This is a genomic window from Streptosporangium sp. NPDC005286 (assembly GCF_040607515.1).
In the GTDB taxonomy this organism is placed as follows: Bacteria; Actinomycetota; Actinomycetes; order Streptosporangiales; family Streptosporangiaceae; genus Streptosporangium.
Window position 1 is genome coordinate 1 of the sequence record NZ_JBEXGU010000031.1, and the last position, 13,237, is coordinate 13,237.

General features: G+C 61.3%; 16 protein-coding genes. 7 read left to right on the forward strand and 9 right to left on the reverse strand.

What is annotated here, in order from left to right:
- The 4 genes from ABZU75_RS14290 to ABZU75_RS14305 all read right to left on the reverse strand — a co-directional run.
- A partial coding sequence (locus tag ABZU75_RS14290; protein ID WP_355553736.1) for a tetratricopeptide repeat protein occupies nucleotides 1-2,433 on the reverse strand: 2,433 nt, incomplete at its 3' end.
- A 43-nt stretch (nucleotides 2,434-2,476) separates the two neighbouring features.
- On the reverse strand, nucleotides 2,477-2,836 hold the full coding sequence (locus tag ABZU75_RS14295; RefSeq protein ID WP_355553739.1) for a hypothetical protein: 360 nt from the start codon (nucleotides 2,834-2,836) through the stop codon (nucleotides 2,477-2,479).
- Nucleotides 2,837-3,163: 327 nt separating this feature from the next.
- A complete protein-coding gene (locus ABZU75_RS14300) occupies nucleotides 3,164-3,403 on the reverse strand; it encodes a hypothetical protein (protein WP_355553742.1) in 240 nt (79 codons plus the stop codon).
- A gap of 99 nt (nucleotides 3,404-3,502) precedes the next feature.
- Nucleotides 3,503-4,153, reverse strand: a complete 651-nt coding sequence (locus tag ABZU75_RS14305) for an HAD-IA family hydrolase (RefSeq protein WP_355553745.1) — start codon at nucleotides 4,151-4,153, stop codon at nucleotides 3,503-3,505.
- Between the two features lie 350 nt (nucleotides 4,154-4,503).
- Between ABZU75_RS14305 and ABZU75_RS14310 the strand changes: the two genes are divergently transcribed.
- Together ABZU75_RS14310 and ABZU75_RS14315 are read left to right on the forward strand one after the other, a co-directional pair.
- The gene (locus ABZU75_RS14310; RefSeq protein ID WP_355553748.1) at nucleotides 4,504-6,207 is read left to right on the forward strand and encodes a hypothetical protein; all 1,704 of its coding nucleotides are present in this window, start codon (nucleotides 4,504-4,506) and stop codon (nucleotides 6,205-6,207) included.
- 434 nt (nucleotides 6,208-6,641) lie between these two features.
- Nucleotides 6,642-7,505, forward strand: coding sequence for a TIR domain-containing protein (locus tag ABZU75_RS14315; protein WP_355553751.1), 864 nt, complete (start codon nucleotides 6,642-6,644; stop codon nucleotides 7,503-7,505).
- 15 nt (nucleotides 7,506-7,520) lie between these two features.
- Here the strand turns inward: ABZU75_RS14315 and ABZU75_RS14320 are convergent, their stop codons facing one another.
- Entirely contained in the window at nucleotides 7,521-8,387 is an 867-nt protein-coding gene (locus ABZU75_RS14320) for a macro domain-containing protein (RefSeq protein ID WP_355553754.1), read from the reverse strand.
- Between the two features lie 305 nt (nucleotides 8,388-8,692).
- On the reverse strand, nucleotides 8,693-9,427 hold the full coding sequence (locus ABZU75_RS14325; protein WP_355553757.1) for a helix-turn-helix transcriptional regulator: 735 nt from the start codon (nucleotides 9,425-9,427) through the stop codon (nucleotides 8,693-8,695).
- A 163-nt stretch (nucleotides 9,428-9,590) separates the two neighbouring features.
- Between ABZU75_RS14325 and ABZU75_RS14330 the strand changes: the two genes are divergently transcribed.
- The 3 genes from ABZU75_RS14330 (at nucleotide 9,591) to ABZU75_RS14340 (ending at nucleotide 11,047) form a co-directional block, all read left to right on the forward strand.
- Nucleotides 9,591-9,935 (forward strand): hypothetical protein, encoded by a 345-nt coding sequence (locus ABZU75_RS14330; RefSeq protein ID WP_355553760.1) that lies wholly within the window; start codon nucleotides 9,591-9,593, stop codon nucleotides 9,933-9,935.
- A 4-nt stretch (nucleotides 9,936-9,939) separates the two neighbouring features.
- Nucleotides 9,940-10,413, forward strand: coding sequence for a GntR family transcriptional regulator (locus tag ABZU75_RS14335; protein ID WP_355553763.1), 474 nt, complete (start codon nucleotides 9,940-9,942; stop codon nucleotides 10,411-10,413).
- A gap of 67 nt (nucleotides 10,414-10,480) precedes the next feature.
- Nucleotides 10,481-11,047, forward strand: coding sequence for an HD domain-containing protein (locus tag ABZU75_RS14340; RefSeq protein ID WP_355553767.1), 567 nt, complete (start codon nucleotides 10,481-10,483; stop codon nucleotides 11,045-11,047).
- On the opposite strand, the gene ABZU75_RS14345 is transcribed toward ABZU75_RS14340, so the two are convergent.
- Together ABZU75_RS14345 and ABZU75_RS14350 are read right to left on the reverse strand one after the other, a co-directional pair.
- The gene (locus tag ABZU75_RS14345; RefSeq protein ID WP_355553770.1) at nucleotides 11,015-11,491 is read right to left on the reverse strand and encodes an NUDIX domain-containing protein; all 477 of its coding nucleotides are present in this window, start codon (nucleotides 11,489-11,491) and stop codon (nucleotides 11,015-11,017) included. The two genes, ABZU75_RS14340 and ABZU75_RS14345, sit on opposite strands and share 33 nt — an antisense overlap.
- A gap of 2 nt (nucleotides 11,492-11,493) precedes the next feature.
- Complete coding sequence (locus ABZU75_RS14350; RefSeq protein ID WP_355553773.1) at nucleotides 11,494-12,234, reverse strand: helix-turn-helix transcriptional regulator; 741 nt, start codon at nucleotides 12,232-12,234, stop codon at nucleotides 11,494-11,496.
- A 153-nt stretch (nucleotides 12,235-12,387) separates the two neighbouring features.
- Between ABZU75_RS14350 and ABZU75_RS14355 the strand changes: the two genes are divergently transcribed.
- Together ABZU75_RS14355 and ABZU75_RS14360 are read left to right on the forward strand one after the other, a co-directional pair.
- A complete protein-coding gene (locus ABZU75_RS14355; protein ID WP_355553776.1) occupies nucleotides 12,388-12,603 on the forward strand; it encodes a hypothetical protein in 216 nt (71 codons plus the stop codon).
- Nucleotides 12,600-12,776, forward strand: a complete 177-nt coding sequence (locus ABZU75_RS14360) for a hypothetical protein (protein ID WP_355553779.1) — start codon at nucleotides 12,600-12,602, stop codon at nucleotides 12,774-12,776. Before ABZU75_RS14355 ends, ABZU75_RS14360 begins: the two co-directional genes overlap by 4 nt.
- Before the next feature lie 5 nt (nucleotides 12,777-12,781).
- Here ABZU75_RS14360 and ABZU75_RS14365 read toward each other — a convergent pair whose 3' ends face one another.
- Nucleotides 12,782-13,117, reverse strand: coding sequence for a winged helix-turn-helix domain-containing protein (locus ABZU75_RS14365; protein ID WP_355553782.1), 336 nt, complete (start codon nucleotides 13,115-13,117; stop codon nucleotides 12,782-12,784).
- Nucleotides 13,118-13,237: the final 120 nt, after the last annotated feature.

Below are 13,237 nucleotides of genomic sequence, written 5' to 3' on the forward strand. Positions count from 1 at the left end.
CAGCTCCACCGCCCCCCGTTTGTCCCCCACCCCCGACAAGCAACCCCCCAGGTTGTTCGAGCTCAGCGCGAGGTCGGACAGGTAGACCTCCGGTTCCGCCTCGGCCAACCGGCGATAGACCTCCACCGCCTCCCGTGCTGGTACCACTGCCCCCTGTTTGTCCCCCGCCTCCCACAACCGAGCTCCCAGATTGGTCAGGCTTTTCGCCAGGTCGCCCAGGTAGGCTGTCGGTTCCGCCTCGGCCAACCGCCGCCGGATTTCCATCGCCTCTTGTACCGGCTCCACCGCTCCGCGGATGTCTCCCACCTCTGATAACCGGGTCCCCAGATTGCTCAAGCTCATCGCGAGGCCAGGCAGATGGGCCTCTGGTTCCACCTCAGCCAACCGACGGTAAAGCTCCACCGACTCCCGCACCGATCCCACCGCTCCCCGGATATCCCCTACCTCCGACGAGAAAGTCCCCAGGTTGTTCAAGCTCATCGCGAGGCCGGGAAGGTAGGCCGCTGGATCTGCCTCGGCCAACTGACGATAGGACTCCACCACCTCCCGTATGAGCTCCACTGCCCTCCGCTTGTCCCCCACCTCCCACAACTGGGTCGCCAGATTATTCAGGCTCAACGTGAAGCGGGGTAGGTGAGCCACCGGATTCGCCTGATCCAGCCGACGATAGATCTCCACCGCCTCCCACGAGGCCTTCAACGCCCCCCGGATGTCCCCGACCGCCGACAACCGGGTCCCCAGGTTGCTCAAACTGTTTGCGAGGCCAGGCAGGTAGGCCTCCGGCTCCATCTCAGCCAACCGACGATAGACCTCCACCGCCTCCCGTGAAGGCTCCAATGCTCCCCTGATGTCCCCCAGGTGCGACAAACGGATCCCCAGGACTATAAGTCGGGAGGCACGCAACGCGGGGGATGCATCGGCGGGCAGAGTGTGCAGTAGGTGGCGGGCGAGGTTGCCGGCGGCTTGGAGCAGGTCAGTGCTGTAGTCAGGAAGGGCATCGTGAAGGCGCGTGGCTAGGGAGTGCTCGGCGTGGTGGATGATGAATCCGACCAGTTCGGCGGTGGCATACCGGGCTAGCTCTGGCTGCTGGTCCAGCAGTTCCAGGAGCAGCGTTCGGGCCTGAGGATGGCGGGCTGCGGTGGCGGTCAGCACGATCAGGCAACTCCGCAGCGCCACCCCGGACAGCCTGTCAGCTTCCCCGTTACCAACAGCAACAGCAGTTAGGGTGCTCAGGGTCTGAGCCGCCTCGGCGGCGTGGTGGCGCAGGTGGTGGGCGATGAAGTCCTCACCGAACCGGTCCGGGCGCAGCGGCAGCAGAAACCCGCCTCCAGCGGGGCGGCCATTGTGGCCTAGCCGCTCACTGGGGGCGTAGCCGGGCCGGGCCGGTGTCGCAAGAGGGTAGAGGCGGTTGTGAGCGTCTAGGAGCAGCCCAGCTTGGGCGGGGCCGTCGGCCAGGTGGGCGCGGTGCAGCAGGATGCGTGCCTGGCCCATGTCCTCCAGGGGACCGAATACGGTGGCTAGGAACACCATGCGCTCGATGACGGCCGGGGAGGTGAAGGCGGGTGCCGTCGCCTGCCAGTAGCGCATCTCGTGCTTGAGCAAATAGTCCGACAGACCTGGCCGATCTGGGGCGGGGGTCTCTTGCTGTGCGGCGTAGAGAGCGGCCAGGGCGGCCATGTGTAAAGTCAGCGCTGAGGCATAGTCGGGATGGTCCAGGTCTGCTGGCGGCCCCGGCACAGGGTCGGTGTGCTCCAATTGTGCAGCGAACGCGGCGACGGCCTGGCGATAGGCCTGCGGCCGGTCGGCGGCGGGGGTGAAGTCGCCCACGGCGATGGGGTCGGCCAAGTCGGCGCCAGTGCGATCCAGTTGCGCGCATAGGCTCTGCCACAGGTCTTCTCCCGGGCGAGCTAGCAGCAGCAGGCGGACGGTACGGCCGAGCAGATCCCAGGCCAGGCCGTCTATCATTTGGGCCAACGTGGACGGGTGCCAGCGTTCGGCATAGTCGGCCACCACCAGCAGCGGTTGCCCGTCGGCCAACTCGACCGCGCCGCTGCCGTCGCGGAGGCGAGGGGTTTTCTCCACCGCCCGAGCCACCGCCCACCCTGCGGCGTGGCTTATGGAGGCGAAGTGGGCGGCCAGGCGAGTTTTACCCTGCCCTCCGGGCCCATGCAACAAGATCACCGACACGGGCTCATCTGAGTCATCCCGCCAAGCGGTCAATGCCTCTTCCTCGGCGGGGCGAGACCGGTAAGGCACTACCTGGCGCTGCACGTCCAGCAAGTAACTGGGACCGCGCCGAGAACGCGGCAGACGCACCGGCGGAGCAACCCCGAGCATCTCCAGCCGGTAGCCGGGCCGATCGAGAGCAATCAGCACATCCCCAGCAGCGTGCCCGATCTGAATGTTGGGCCCGCCGATCAGTGAGCCGGACACCGACGGGGTGCCGGAGGGTAACCCACCGGGGAGGGATGCGGCCTCAGCGCTCATAGCGGATGTCCACATCCCCGCCAGCATGGCCGACCTGGATGTTGGGTCCTTCGATGGTGGAGTTGGACACGCTAGGACCGCCTCCGGCCTTCTCATGGGGCGCTATGGGCTGGGTCCGGGTCTGCGGCAGTTCCTCCGTAGCAGAAGGTAGGACAGTGGCGGAGCGGCGGGCCAGGACGATGCTGTAGACCGCCAGCGGCAACCCGGCCGCCGCGATACACATGCCGATGATGCTCGCCCACTTGTCGGCGTCATCTAGCCCGGCCCGCACCAACAGCACCCCGGCCAGGGTACAACCGGCTCCTGCCACCACCGCGCCGACCCACACCACCATTCGCCCGCCTCTCATGTTCTTCATAATGAACCACCGTCCACTAGCCAGCGGGCGATTACCGGATATGACCGGATCAGTGCAGATACTGATTCGGCGACCAAATCGTCCCTTCCCTGCTTGACGGCGGGGGTTCACCAGGTGATCCGGCAGCAAGCCGACCCGGAGCGCAGGACCCCAGGCCCGAGCATCGGAGTGATGCGGCAGGCCCGACCTTCCGCTTTTCAGGCGGAGCGATCACCCTGTTCCGCTCAACGGGCACGAGGTCAGGAGGTGGTGGACGGCTGTCGCCGTGCGCTCGTGGTGGTCGACGTTGTCGTCAGCGTTGTCGTCACACTTCCCCCACTACTTACTGAGGGCCTCCAGCGCCGCCTTTCGGTCATCGACATGGAAGACGTCCTGGCTCCACTTGCCCGGCCAGCAGGCGAGGATCTCTCCTCCTCGGGTCGCAAGCAGAGCCCGCTTCGTCGCTACATCCTTGGCGTACCGCACGGTGCCTCCCTTGATGAGGATGAGCGGCACGTTATTAGATGCCCAGGGGAAGGAGTCCTGCTCGCTGGTCTTGCGCATTCCAACGATCTCCACGAGATCACTCCCATACAAACGACTTGGCGTAGCAGGAACGTAAAACCCACTCCCGGCCACGCCCTCTTACGCTTCATAACGCCAAAAAGGTAGCAATGATCAATACTCACCGCTCAGGATTTCCATCGCCTGGAGCACATCCGTAACGACGTGGTCTGCCTCGTGCTCCTGGCCGGACCACGTCTCCCGGTTGAGCCAGACCGTGCGAAGGCCTGCGGCCCGTCCCCCTCCGATGTCGGTAACTGGGTTGTCACCGACCATCCATCCCCCGTCGGCCAGCACCGCGCCACAGCGCTTGGCCGCGACCTCGAACAGACCGATGTCGGGCTTACGGATGCCTTCGATCCCTGAGAGCGCGTAGGCGTCGACGGCCTTGGCCAAGCCCGTCCGCTGGATCTTGCCGAGCTGGTTGTCCGCGGTGCCGTTGGTGACAATCGCCACCTTCCAGCCGGACGCGCGGAGTCGAGACAGGCCGTCCATCACCTCGGGTCGACAGTGGACAAGGTACGGCATGCGCTGACGGTAGCGGCTCCACAGTTCATCGACCGGCTCGGGCAAGGTGAAGCGGTCGCGGACCTTGGCGAAGAAGACCTCACGGTGCGGGCAGCCGGCCCGATCGAGAGCGAGCAGCCAATCAATGGCTCCATGCTCAAGGCCATGCTCGGCGGCGAACTTCCCAGCCCACACCTGGAACGCTTCATCCAGGCTGATGAGGGTGTTGTCCAAGTCGAAGAGCGCCAGTCGTTGCACGACGACACCCTACGCAGGACCGTCGCCACAAGCTTGAGTGCCTGTTTACAAACGGGAGCCCGTCATGCCGTAGAGGACTCCTCACCTGGTCACGTGGTAGATGCGGGTCAGTGGCGTGTGCTCGTGGAAAACAGTGTTGCTGTATCCCACTGCTGTACAGACCCCCTGGTCGACCTCCGCACGGTGGCAAGCGGCACCTACAGCGGCGCCGGCAGCGGAACCATCCGCTTCTCAATACGCGCCGTAGGAGTGGCCTCGTATGTAGTGCCTTACTAGCGCCACTAATCAGGGCTACCCTTTGAACAACACTAGCGATCTCTCCGGGATCATCGAGAATCGGAGTTCTAAGCATGGCGGAAAACGACCAGCCGGGCGGTACTCACTCTCAGGAAACTCTTAAGTCAGCAGAGGAGGTCGTAGTGGAACAGCCAGCACACCCCGGCCGTGATGCGCGTGAAGAGGTAATTTACCTCCGCCAGCATCTAGGTGATGCGTTCATAGATTGGCTGTTGGCCGATCCAAGCGAAGACCTATCTCAGCAGCAGGCCGAGGTAGCGGTGACCATTGCCGATTTACTAAGAAAGCGACTGGCAGACCAGCCCGACCTTCCCGCTAACCTGGCGGCCTCTACTTTGGCATTCTACGTTCCTGCGTGGGGCACGACTTCAATTAACCACTTCCGGAAATATGCAGCCCAATCAGAGCTGCCGAGCCGTTCCAGCTCTGGCGATCCCCTGCTTGACGCCATCGTGGATCTTGCCGTAGAGAGTTACGGTGAGCTTCTGCTTCCCTATCATGACGTTTGGTCACCTTCGGCACACCTGACGTCTCCCGTTAGCAAGAAGGTGATCACGGCAGTACGCAATGAAGGGATATTTCCATTGGGGGCCAACGAATTTGATATGGAGGCTGTAGCGATCGGCACCTCTGATGGCATCGCGAGAGATTTCCAAGCTGCGTCTTATGGCTCCAACCTTGTTTTCGCTGGATGGGAGCTTTCAAAGCTTCGGGCAGGTGTACCCACTCTAGACGAACTAATCGAAAAACTGCCCGATGTGCTAGTCCAAGCCCGGTCGCTATTTAGTGGTAATCGAACTTTAGTCACAGCGGTGACCTCGTTCACAGGGATACGACTGCCAGAAGGTGTCGAAATCTCAGGACCTTGGGGGCTTATTAGGCCAGCACGGATAGAGGATCATCCGACGTCTTTGGAGCGGATGCTAAAGCATCGGACAATGACCACGGATGAGAGAGGCGAGCAGGTCGAGATCACGGATGCCGGTGACGTCATCTTCGAAGCAACTATCGGAATGACAATGCAGGTGAAGCACGACATGAATCAGATTCATATGGAAACTTCAACGGCCGAGAATTTTGCGGATTTGATCGATCGAACACGCCTTGCCTTCGCTCTCGCAGTTAAACGCGAGACTCGCCCCATTTTGATCTCAACCTGGAGCAGGTTTATCACACCACTGTTCAATGGAGGCTACTCCTACAACGATCCTCAACATATGGCCTCCCGGCACCCGACCGCGCTATCAGCTGAGGAAGTCGCGTCATGGAGTGATTGGATTAAAATCGTGATGGCATCCGATATGAGCCATCTGAACCTTGCTATGACACGAACACTTCGCGCCCTCACTGAGAGACGTGACCCCTCAGATATGCTCATTGACTCAGTGATCGCATGGGAATCGCTCTTCGGTGCCACCAGTGAAAGCGTGTTGAGGGTATCGGCTTCGCTGGCAAAATTGTTACACCCGGCGGGAGAAAAACGAGATCAGGCTCGCACTCGATACAGCAAAATCTACGCGTTGCGGAGCAATATCGTTCACGGAAACAATTTTAAATCCACCCCTCAACAAATTCATGAAGACGGGCAGGCAGCAGCAGATATCGCTCTTGAAGCCATCGGCGCATTATTGGCCAGGCGACGCGACATCCTGACGATGAACAGTGCCGATCGAAGTTTGAAGATTATTCTGGAAGACGCTGAATCCGTTGTATTAGATGAAGCGGAAAAGCTTCGCGACGGCACTAGCCAAGTGTGATGGAAAGCCTCCATCTGAAGCGTTAGATTCCGTGTCCGAGCAGAAGTGGGCTCGAACTGTCGACTTCCCACTCTCAGGCGGAGCAGCCTTCCTGGGCGGCCAGCCCGGGGCTTGGTCAGAGGGTGTGGGCGTTGCCGCGGGTGTGCCAGAGTGTAGGGATGTTGCTGTCACCTCAGCCACGGTCATCCGGTGGCAAGGCTCGACGAAGGAGAGCCGCGGCAGTCGATCGCCCAAACCTCCCACGGTGAGTACCGGAATCAGCGATCGTCACGGTCTGAGCTACCGCTCCTTAAAAGGATCATGAAAGATTTAATCTCGCTATAGAGATAGACAGCACAGAGTGACTCAATATACAATCACGCACTTCCGACCCAACGGGTCGAACACCACCTTACAAATTCAACAGATCTGCACTCTAATTTCCTGGGGTTCGATTGAAGATTTTCATTAGCTGGTCGGGGCAGCTCAGTAAGCATGTGGCCGAGGCTCTTCGTGATTGGCTTCCATCTGTTATCCAGGCGGTCATCCCATATGTTTCTTCAGAGGATATCGACAAAGGTGCACGATGGAGTGCAGACATTTCCAAGGAGCTCAGTGAGTCAAACTTTGGAATATTGTGCGTCACAAGTCAAAACATAAAAGCGCCTTGGCTTAACTTCGAAGCAGGCGCCCTATCAAAATCCTTCGAAAAGAGTAACGTATCTCCATTTCTGTTCAGAATCGAACGTAGCGACGTCACTGGACCACTTCTCCAGTTTCAGTCCACAATATACGAGCGAAATGATGTACTGAAGCTCGTAAGGAGCATCAACGATGAATGTGAGGTCTCACTTGACCTTAAACGCCTAGAGCAGATATTCGATGTCTGGTGGCCGAAGCTGGAAGAGGCACTCGATGAATTGAAGGACACATCCAGCGTTTCTGTCGGAGTTAAGCGGTCTTCCGAAGAAATGATCCACGAAGTCCTAGAGCTCGTGCGGGCGCAACAAAAAACGTTGACCTCGCCTGAAGAGCTTTTCCCTCCAGAATATCTGGCCTGGGTAATGAATCAGTACGCACACAGGGCCAACATAGATCTACTTGAAGATCTAATCGCCACCGTTCACCGGCTTCGCCGGCTTCTTGGCGATATGCCAGAAGAAACACAACAGCTCAAAGATTTCTTTAGGTTGTGTGAGCAATTTGATGTAATCGCCAGAGAATTAACGCATCCCCTATCCGGAAAAGGGCGACGTATCGTGCGTCGATCGATGCAGGCACGTCCACAAGTGAAAATGGGCGAGGTACAGGAGGGGTAATTAGCGCTGCGCCCTTTAATGTCCTCTCAAAACGTCCGTTATGCTACGAAACTCGACATCTGTCAAATCTGCTGGGTACAGAATTATCCTTAGCTCTTTTGTGACTATACGCTCACGCGAAGCAGCAAGAAAAGACAATATGATTAGTCGCACCAGGTCGACATGTGAAAGCCTCCCCGAAATACGAGCCAGCCCTGAACCTACTACGGGTATCGACACTATGTCCTGTTGAGCTACATCTCGCACAACTATCCATAACTTGGATAGGCTAAGCCACAGGCCTTCAACAGATGCTTGCACCACACCGGAATTATCCATTCTAGCATAAGCGCTACAGAAATAGCGTCGACCACTGTCTCCGATTACCGCTACAGTCCCCATCTCATAACGACGCCTTTTTCCTACAGGCTTACCCTGCCGGGGCTCAATAGTGAGTACCGGCATTCCCTGTAGAGCCTTTTCTAGATCTTTATTGAGTCGAACTAAGTCGTTCTGATATTCACGGAGCAAGAGTTGCCCCTGAATGGAACCCGGTTTGATAATAGCGGGAATTTCAGTATCAAAGATATCGTTCATTCCGATTACAAGATGACCTTCTTGCTCGAAAAGATCGCCTACCACTAAGGTGACTGTGGTTCCAGGAACCGGGAAATGCTTCTGATACGTAGATCGGGGCCATACTCGTACTGAAGAACCGAGAGCAGATATTCCGAAGATAAACGTCAGATAAGCCCAACCCTGTGCCTCAAATATGTCAGGGAAGAGGGCATCCAGCAGCCCTGCAATACCCGCAAAAATGCCAAGCAACAATAGAAAGACGCTGGCCCAAGCTCGAGTTAGGTTCCATGAAATGAAGGATAAACTTTTCCTCACCGCGACCACACGAGCATTCTAGATTGGGGCTCGCCAGAATGCTAGCTGTTCTTTTTTGACCCAGCAGGAGCGGGAATCAATCATTGTTTGGCGAGCTGGGATATCAGATGAATGCAACGTCCTAGATCCGAGAAGATATCTGCTGCGTCTCTTCTTCGATCACTCATGCTGTTGGCAGCGGGGGCGGTGCTGGCCGCGACCGGCCGAAGAGCCGCAGCGCGGCCAGCGACCGCCTACGCGCGGCGAGACGCCGTAGGCGGATCGCCTTTAAAAGCGAACAGATAAGTTACGTTCGATCTTGGATCCGGCGCCCCTCAGGTCATCTGAACTGCAGGTTCGGCGCTGGCCCAGACGCGTTCGAAGCTGTCGAGGTAGGTCGTCGCGGTGCTGTCGCTCTCGGTGTGTGTCAGGTAGATGACGGGTGCCTCGGGAGCCCGGGTGCCGTAGGCGTGCAGGTTGACCAGCAGTTCGTCGTCTGCTCGGTAGATGGAGTTGTAGAGGACGGTGCGGTGGAGTCGGATCTCGGCTCCGTCGAGGGCTTGCAGCGGCCGGTAGAGGGTGAGGGCGTTCTTGACGCGGGCGGCCATGACGTCGCCGCCGGTGCCTTCCTCGTCTCCGCGGGTTGTCACATGAGGGCTGTTGGGATCGCCGAGCAGGATGCGTACCCTTACCCCGGCGGTTGCTCGTTCGGTGAGGATGCGGAGCAGTCCGGCGTCTTCGGCGAGAAAGAGTCCGCTGTAGACGAGGATGCCGATCTCTGTGCGTGCGGAGTCGAAGAAGGTGCGCCAGGTGTCGGCCGGCACGCTCCATCGGTGTGGGTAGACGGCTTTGATCTCGTTGGAGAGTCCTCGGCGTTGGCGCATGGTTTCGGGCCATAGGTCGTCTTCGTTGACGTGGAGGAGGTCGGCGACCGCCAGGCGGTGGCGGGGGTGGGGGATGCGGCCGTTCAGCCAGCGGCCGACGGTCTTGGGGTCGACGGTCAGGTGGGTGGCGACGTCGAGGGGGTGCAGTCGTGCCCGGATGAGGGCATGGCGGAGGTTCTCGTTCATGGGGTTCCCTTCCGTGACACGGTCGCTGCCTGCGACGCTAACACAAGACGTCCCTAGACGTCCCTTAGTTGCGGTGTCGGAGAAGAACCCTCGAAGACGAAGCTCATCGGCACAGAGCCAGACACCCAGGCTCTGCCCTTCACGTCGATGGGAGCTTGAGTTCATGACCACCGCACGAGAGCGACAGCGCGCATACCAGCAAGACCTTCTCACCGCCCTGGACGGCGAACTCAGAGCGCGGGAGATCACCACCGTCCTGATCGTGGACGGCAGTGGGAATCCCTGCCTGGAGGTCCTCGACCGGCACTTCCGCACGCGGCGCGTGTACGTGCAGACGGCATTCCACTGGTTCTACTGGGGCGACCGGCATGAGGAGCGCATCTCGTCGCTGCATCTGCTGAAGGCCGCCGAGCGGATCGTCGAGGCCGCAGGCGAGGGCTGGCGTGAGGGGGAGCAGGGAACGCTCAGCGTCGACCTGAGCAGGGTCGCAGACGCCTACCGCCGCTGATCCGATGATTCCCGAGACGAGCAACTGGCTGACCGGCGGGCGGGTTCATCGCCGGCTCGCCGACCGTATTCGCGCCCAGATCAGCGCAGGTGAGTACCCGCCGGGCAGTGTGCTGCCCTCTGAGTCCGCGCTGGCCGCGTACTACCGACTGGCCCGCTCCACTGTCCGGCGGGGCCTGGCCGTCCTGGCGGACGAGGGGCTGATCATCACGTTGCCTGGTAGGGGACGCGTGGTCAACGGCCCCGAAGGGGAGATCAACACGGCCTACCGATATCAGGCGATCGCCAACGAGCTGCGCACGCAGATCGGGACAGGGGTGCTCGCGGCCGGCGCCAAGCTGCCGAGCGAGTTAGCACTGTGCAAGCAGTATGGGGCATCGCGCAACACGGTCCGTCAGGCTCTCGACGAACTGAAATGCGAGGGACTGATCGTGACCCGGCATGGCAAGGGCCATTTCGTGCAAGCTGTGCGGGATTGAGACGTCCTAGGACGTCTCGTTTCGAACTCTGGATCCACCTCGGGGACCGGCGTCTATCGTGAACCGTATGGGACAAGCTGAGTGGGCACGTGACCTGGCCAAACACCTGCTGGAGAAGCCGTTGCCGCGCCGGTGGGCGCACACCCAGGGAGTGGCCGCGCGGGCCGAAACACTGGCACCGATCCTCGGGGAGGAAGCCGATCTGCTGACCGCCTCGGCCTGGCTGCACGACATCGGCTACTCACCCGAGCTGGTTGACACCGGCTTCCACCCGCTGGACGGTGCCCGCTACCTACGCGACGTGCACCAGGCCGATGGCCAGCTGGCCCGGCTGGTCGCACATCACTCGTGTGCGGTCTACGAGGCGACTGAGCGAGGTCTGCTGGAGGTGCTGAACGAGGAGTTCGATCGGGAACGTCCGGAGCTGGTGAAGGCGCTGACCTACTGCGACATGACCACCAGCCCGGATGGCCTCGTCCTGGATGTCGATGCTCGTCTGGCGGAGATCCATTCTCGGTACGGCTCCGAGCACCTGGTCAGCCGGTCCATCACCAACGCGACCCCGTGCATCACCTCGGCCGTGCGCGCGGTCCAGGCCGCGCTAACCGATGTACGGTCCGGCGGTACCGGCTAGATAGTGGCCAATGCGCAGCCGCATCGACCGATCCATGGTCAGTGACTCGACCTGATTGCGGGGCACCCACCGCACTTCACGAGACTCAGCGCTCGGGGTCGGCTCGCCGCTGATCGGTCGGCCACACAGCACGATGGAGAACTCCTGGCGGGCCTCGCCGTTGGAGGTGTAGAGGATGACGTGCCTGGGGTCGGTGTAGGTGCCGACCAGGCCGGTGATCTCACAGGTGATGCCGGTCTCCTCCAGCGTCTCCCGGATCGCTGCCTGGGGCAGGGACTCACCGAGGTCGATCGCGCCACCGGGGACGGCCCAGTTGTCGTTGTCGGTGCGGTGAATCATCAGGATGTCCCCGGCATCGTTGACGACCACGACGTTCACCGAAGGGACGAGGCTGTTGGGCTCGGGCGCTGAGGGGTCGTCGTAGAAGTCCAGCCGGCGGGCCATGCTCAGGACTCTACCGGGACGGCCCTGTTCCAGACCGCCTCGAAGCTCTCGGCGTAGGTCGTCACCATCCCGCCCCCGGTGACCTTGCGCAGGTGCATGACCGGAGCGTCGTAGGCGTGCCTGCCGTAGACGTGGGTGTTGACGAGAAGCTGGTCGTCCCCGCGGTAGATGGAGTTGTAGAGAATGGTGTCGTGCAGGCGGACCTCCACACCGTCGAGCTGCCGCAGTGACCGGTAGAGGAAGAGCGCCGTCCTGATCTGGGCGGCCATGCCGTCGTTGACGCCCTCGTCCGCGCCGCGCTGGGCGACCTCCGCGCAGTCGGGGTCTCCGAGCAGGATCCGTACCCGTACGCCCGCCTCCGCCTTCTCGGCGAACAGCCGCATGATGCCGGTGTCCTGGGCGATGAAGATGCCGCTGTAGACCAGTACGCCGATCTCCTGCTGGGCCGCCGAGAACAGACGTCCCCAGGTGTCCTTGGGGACGGCCCAGCGATGCGGGTAGACGGCGACGATCTCGCTTTCGGAGACGGCGGCGGTCTGCTGGGGTGTCAGTGCCCCTGGCCAGAGGTACGCCTCCTCCATGCCGAGGAACCTGGCGACCGCGAACCGGTGCTTCCGGTACGGTACGCGGCCCTGGGTGATCCACCGCTCCACCGTCTTGGCGTCGACCTGAACGGCTTCGGCCAGTACGTCGATCGTGGTGCCGTGTTCGAGGAGAGCCACCCGCAACCGCTCGTTCGCCATCTCACCTGCCCGTAAGAGGGGACGTCCAGGGACCTGGCAATCGTAGACCGGACGTCCTGAACATGTCCCATCCTGTAGTGATCTCGTCCCGCCTCTCCGGCGCATTCTCGGTATCGCAAGGCACCACGACAGCGACCGAGAGGAGAGACAACAGTGATCAACTACACCTGGTCGATCGACGAGGCCCCCGCCTGCGAGTGCGGCGCGGCCCTGGAGGAGGGGCAGATCCGCTGCCGCAAGTGCCGGGCGCGGGACCGCTGGACACGGCGCCGCGAGGGTAGGCGCGGCATCACTGGGCGGCGCGGGGAGACCCGGCGGCCGGCCAACCGTCCGCGCGGCGTCGCCGAGGCGGGGGTGAGCTGGACGTGACCGCGATTCCGCTGATCATCGGCCTCGTGATCGGGGCCGTCGTGCTCGTCGGCTATGTGCTCGTCCTGGTCGGGATGCGCCAGGACGACCGGCGGATGAGCCTGGGCGACATCCCTCCGAGCCGCGCGGCGGGCCTGGCCCGGCGGGTCACCGGCTGCCACGTCCGGGGATGACCGCGCTACTCCCGGTCGGCCAACGTCGACTCGACCCGGGCGAGCCGCTCCGACAGATCTCGCAGCGTGGCTTGGATCTGGGCCAGCTCGCCTGAAGAAGGCGGGGCCGGCACTCCGTCCTCCCGAACGAAGACGCCCTTGCCCTGCTGGCCGATGACCAGCCCTTCACTTCGTAGAACCCCGACAGCGAGCTTCACCACGCTCAGTGAGGCGTCGTAGGTGCTCGCCAGTCGCGCCGTGGAGGGCAGTGGATCGCCGGGCGCGAGGGAACCGCGCCGGATCTGGTCGCGCAGGTCGTCGGCGATCTGCAGGTAGCCGGGTCGCCCGGTGTTCTTGACCATCCGTCCTTCTTCTGTCGCCTGTGCCCCTTAGTTCAGCACAAAGACGCGACCAAGCCAACTACGAGACCATTGACAACCATGCCAACTAGGTTAACTATGTTGCTCGAAACGAAAGAAGGA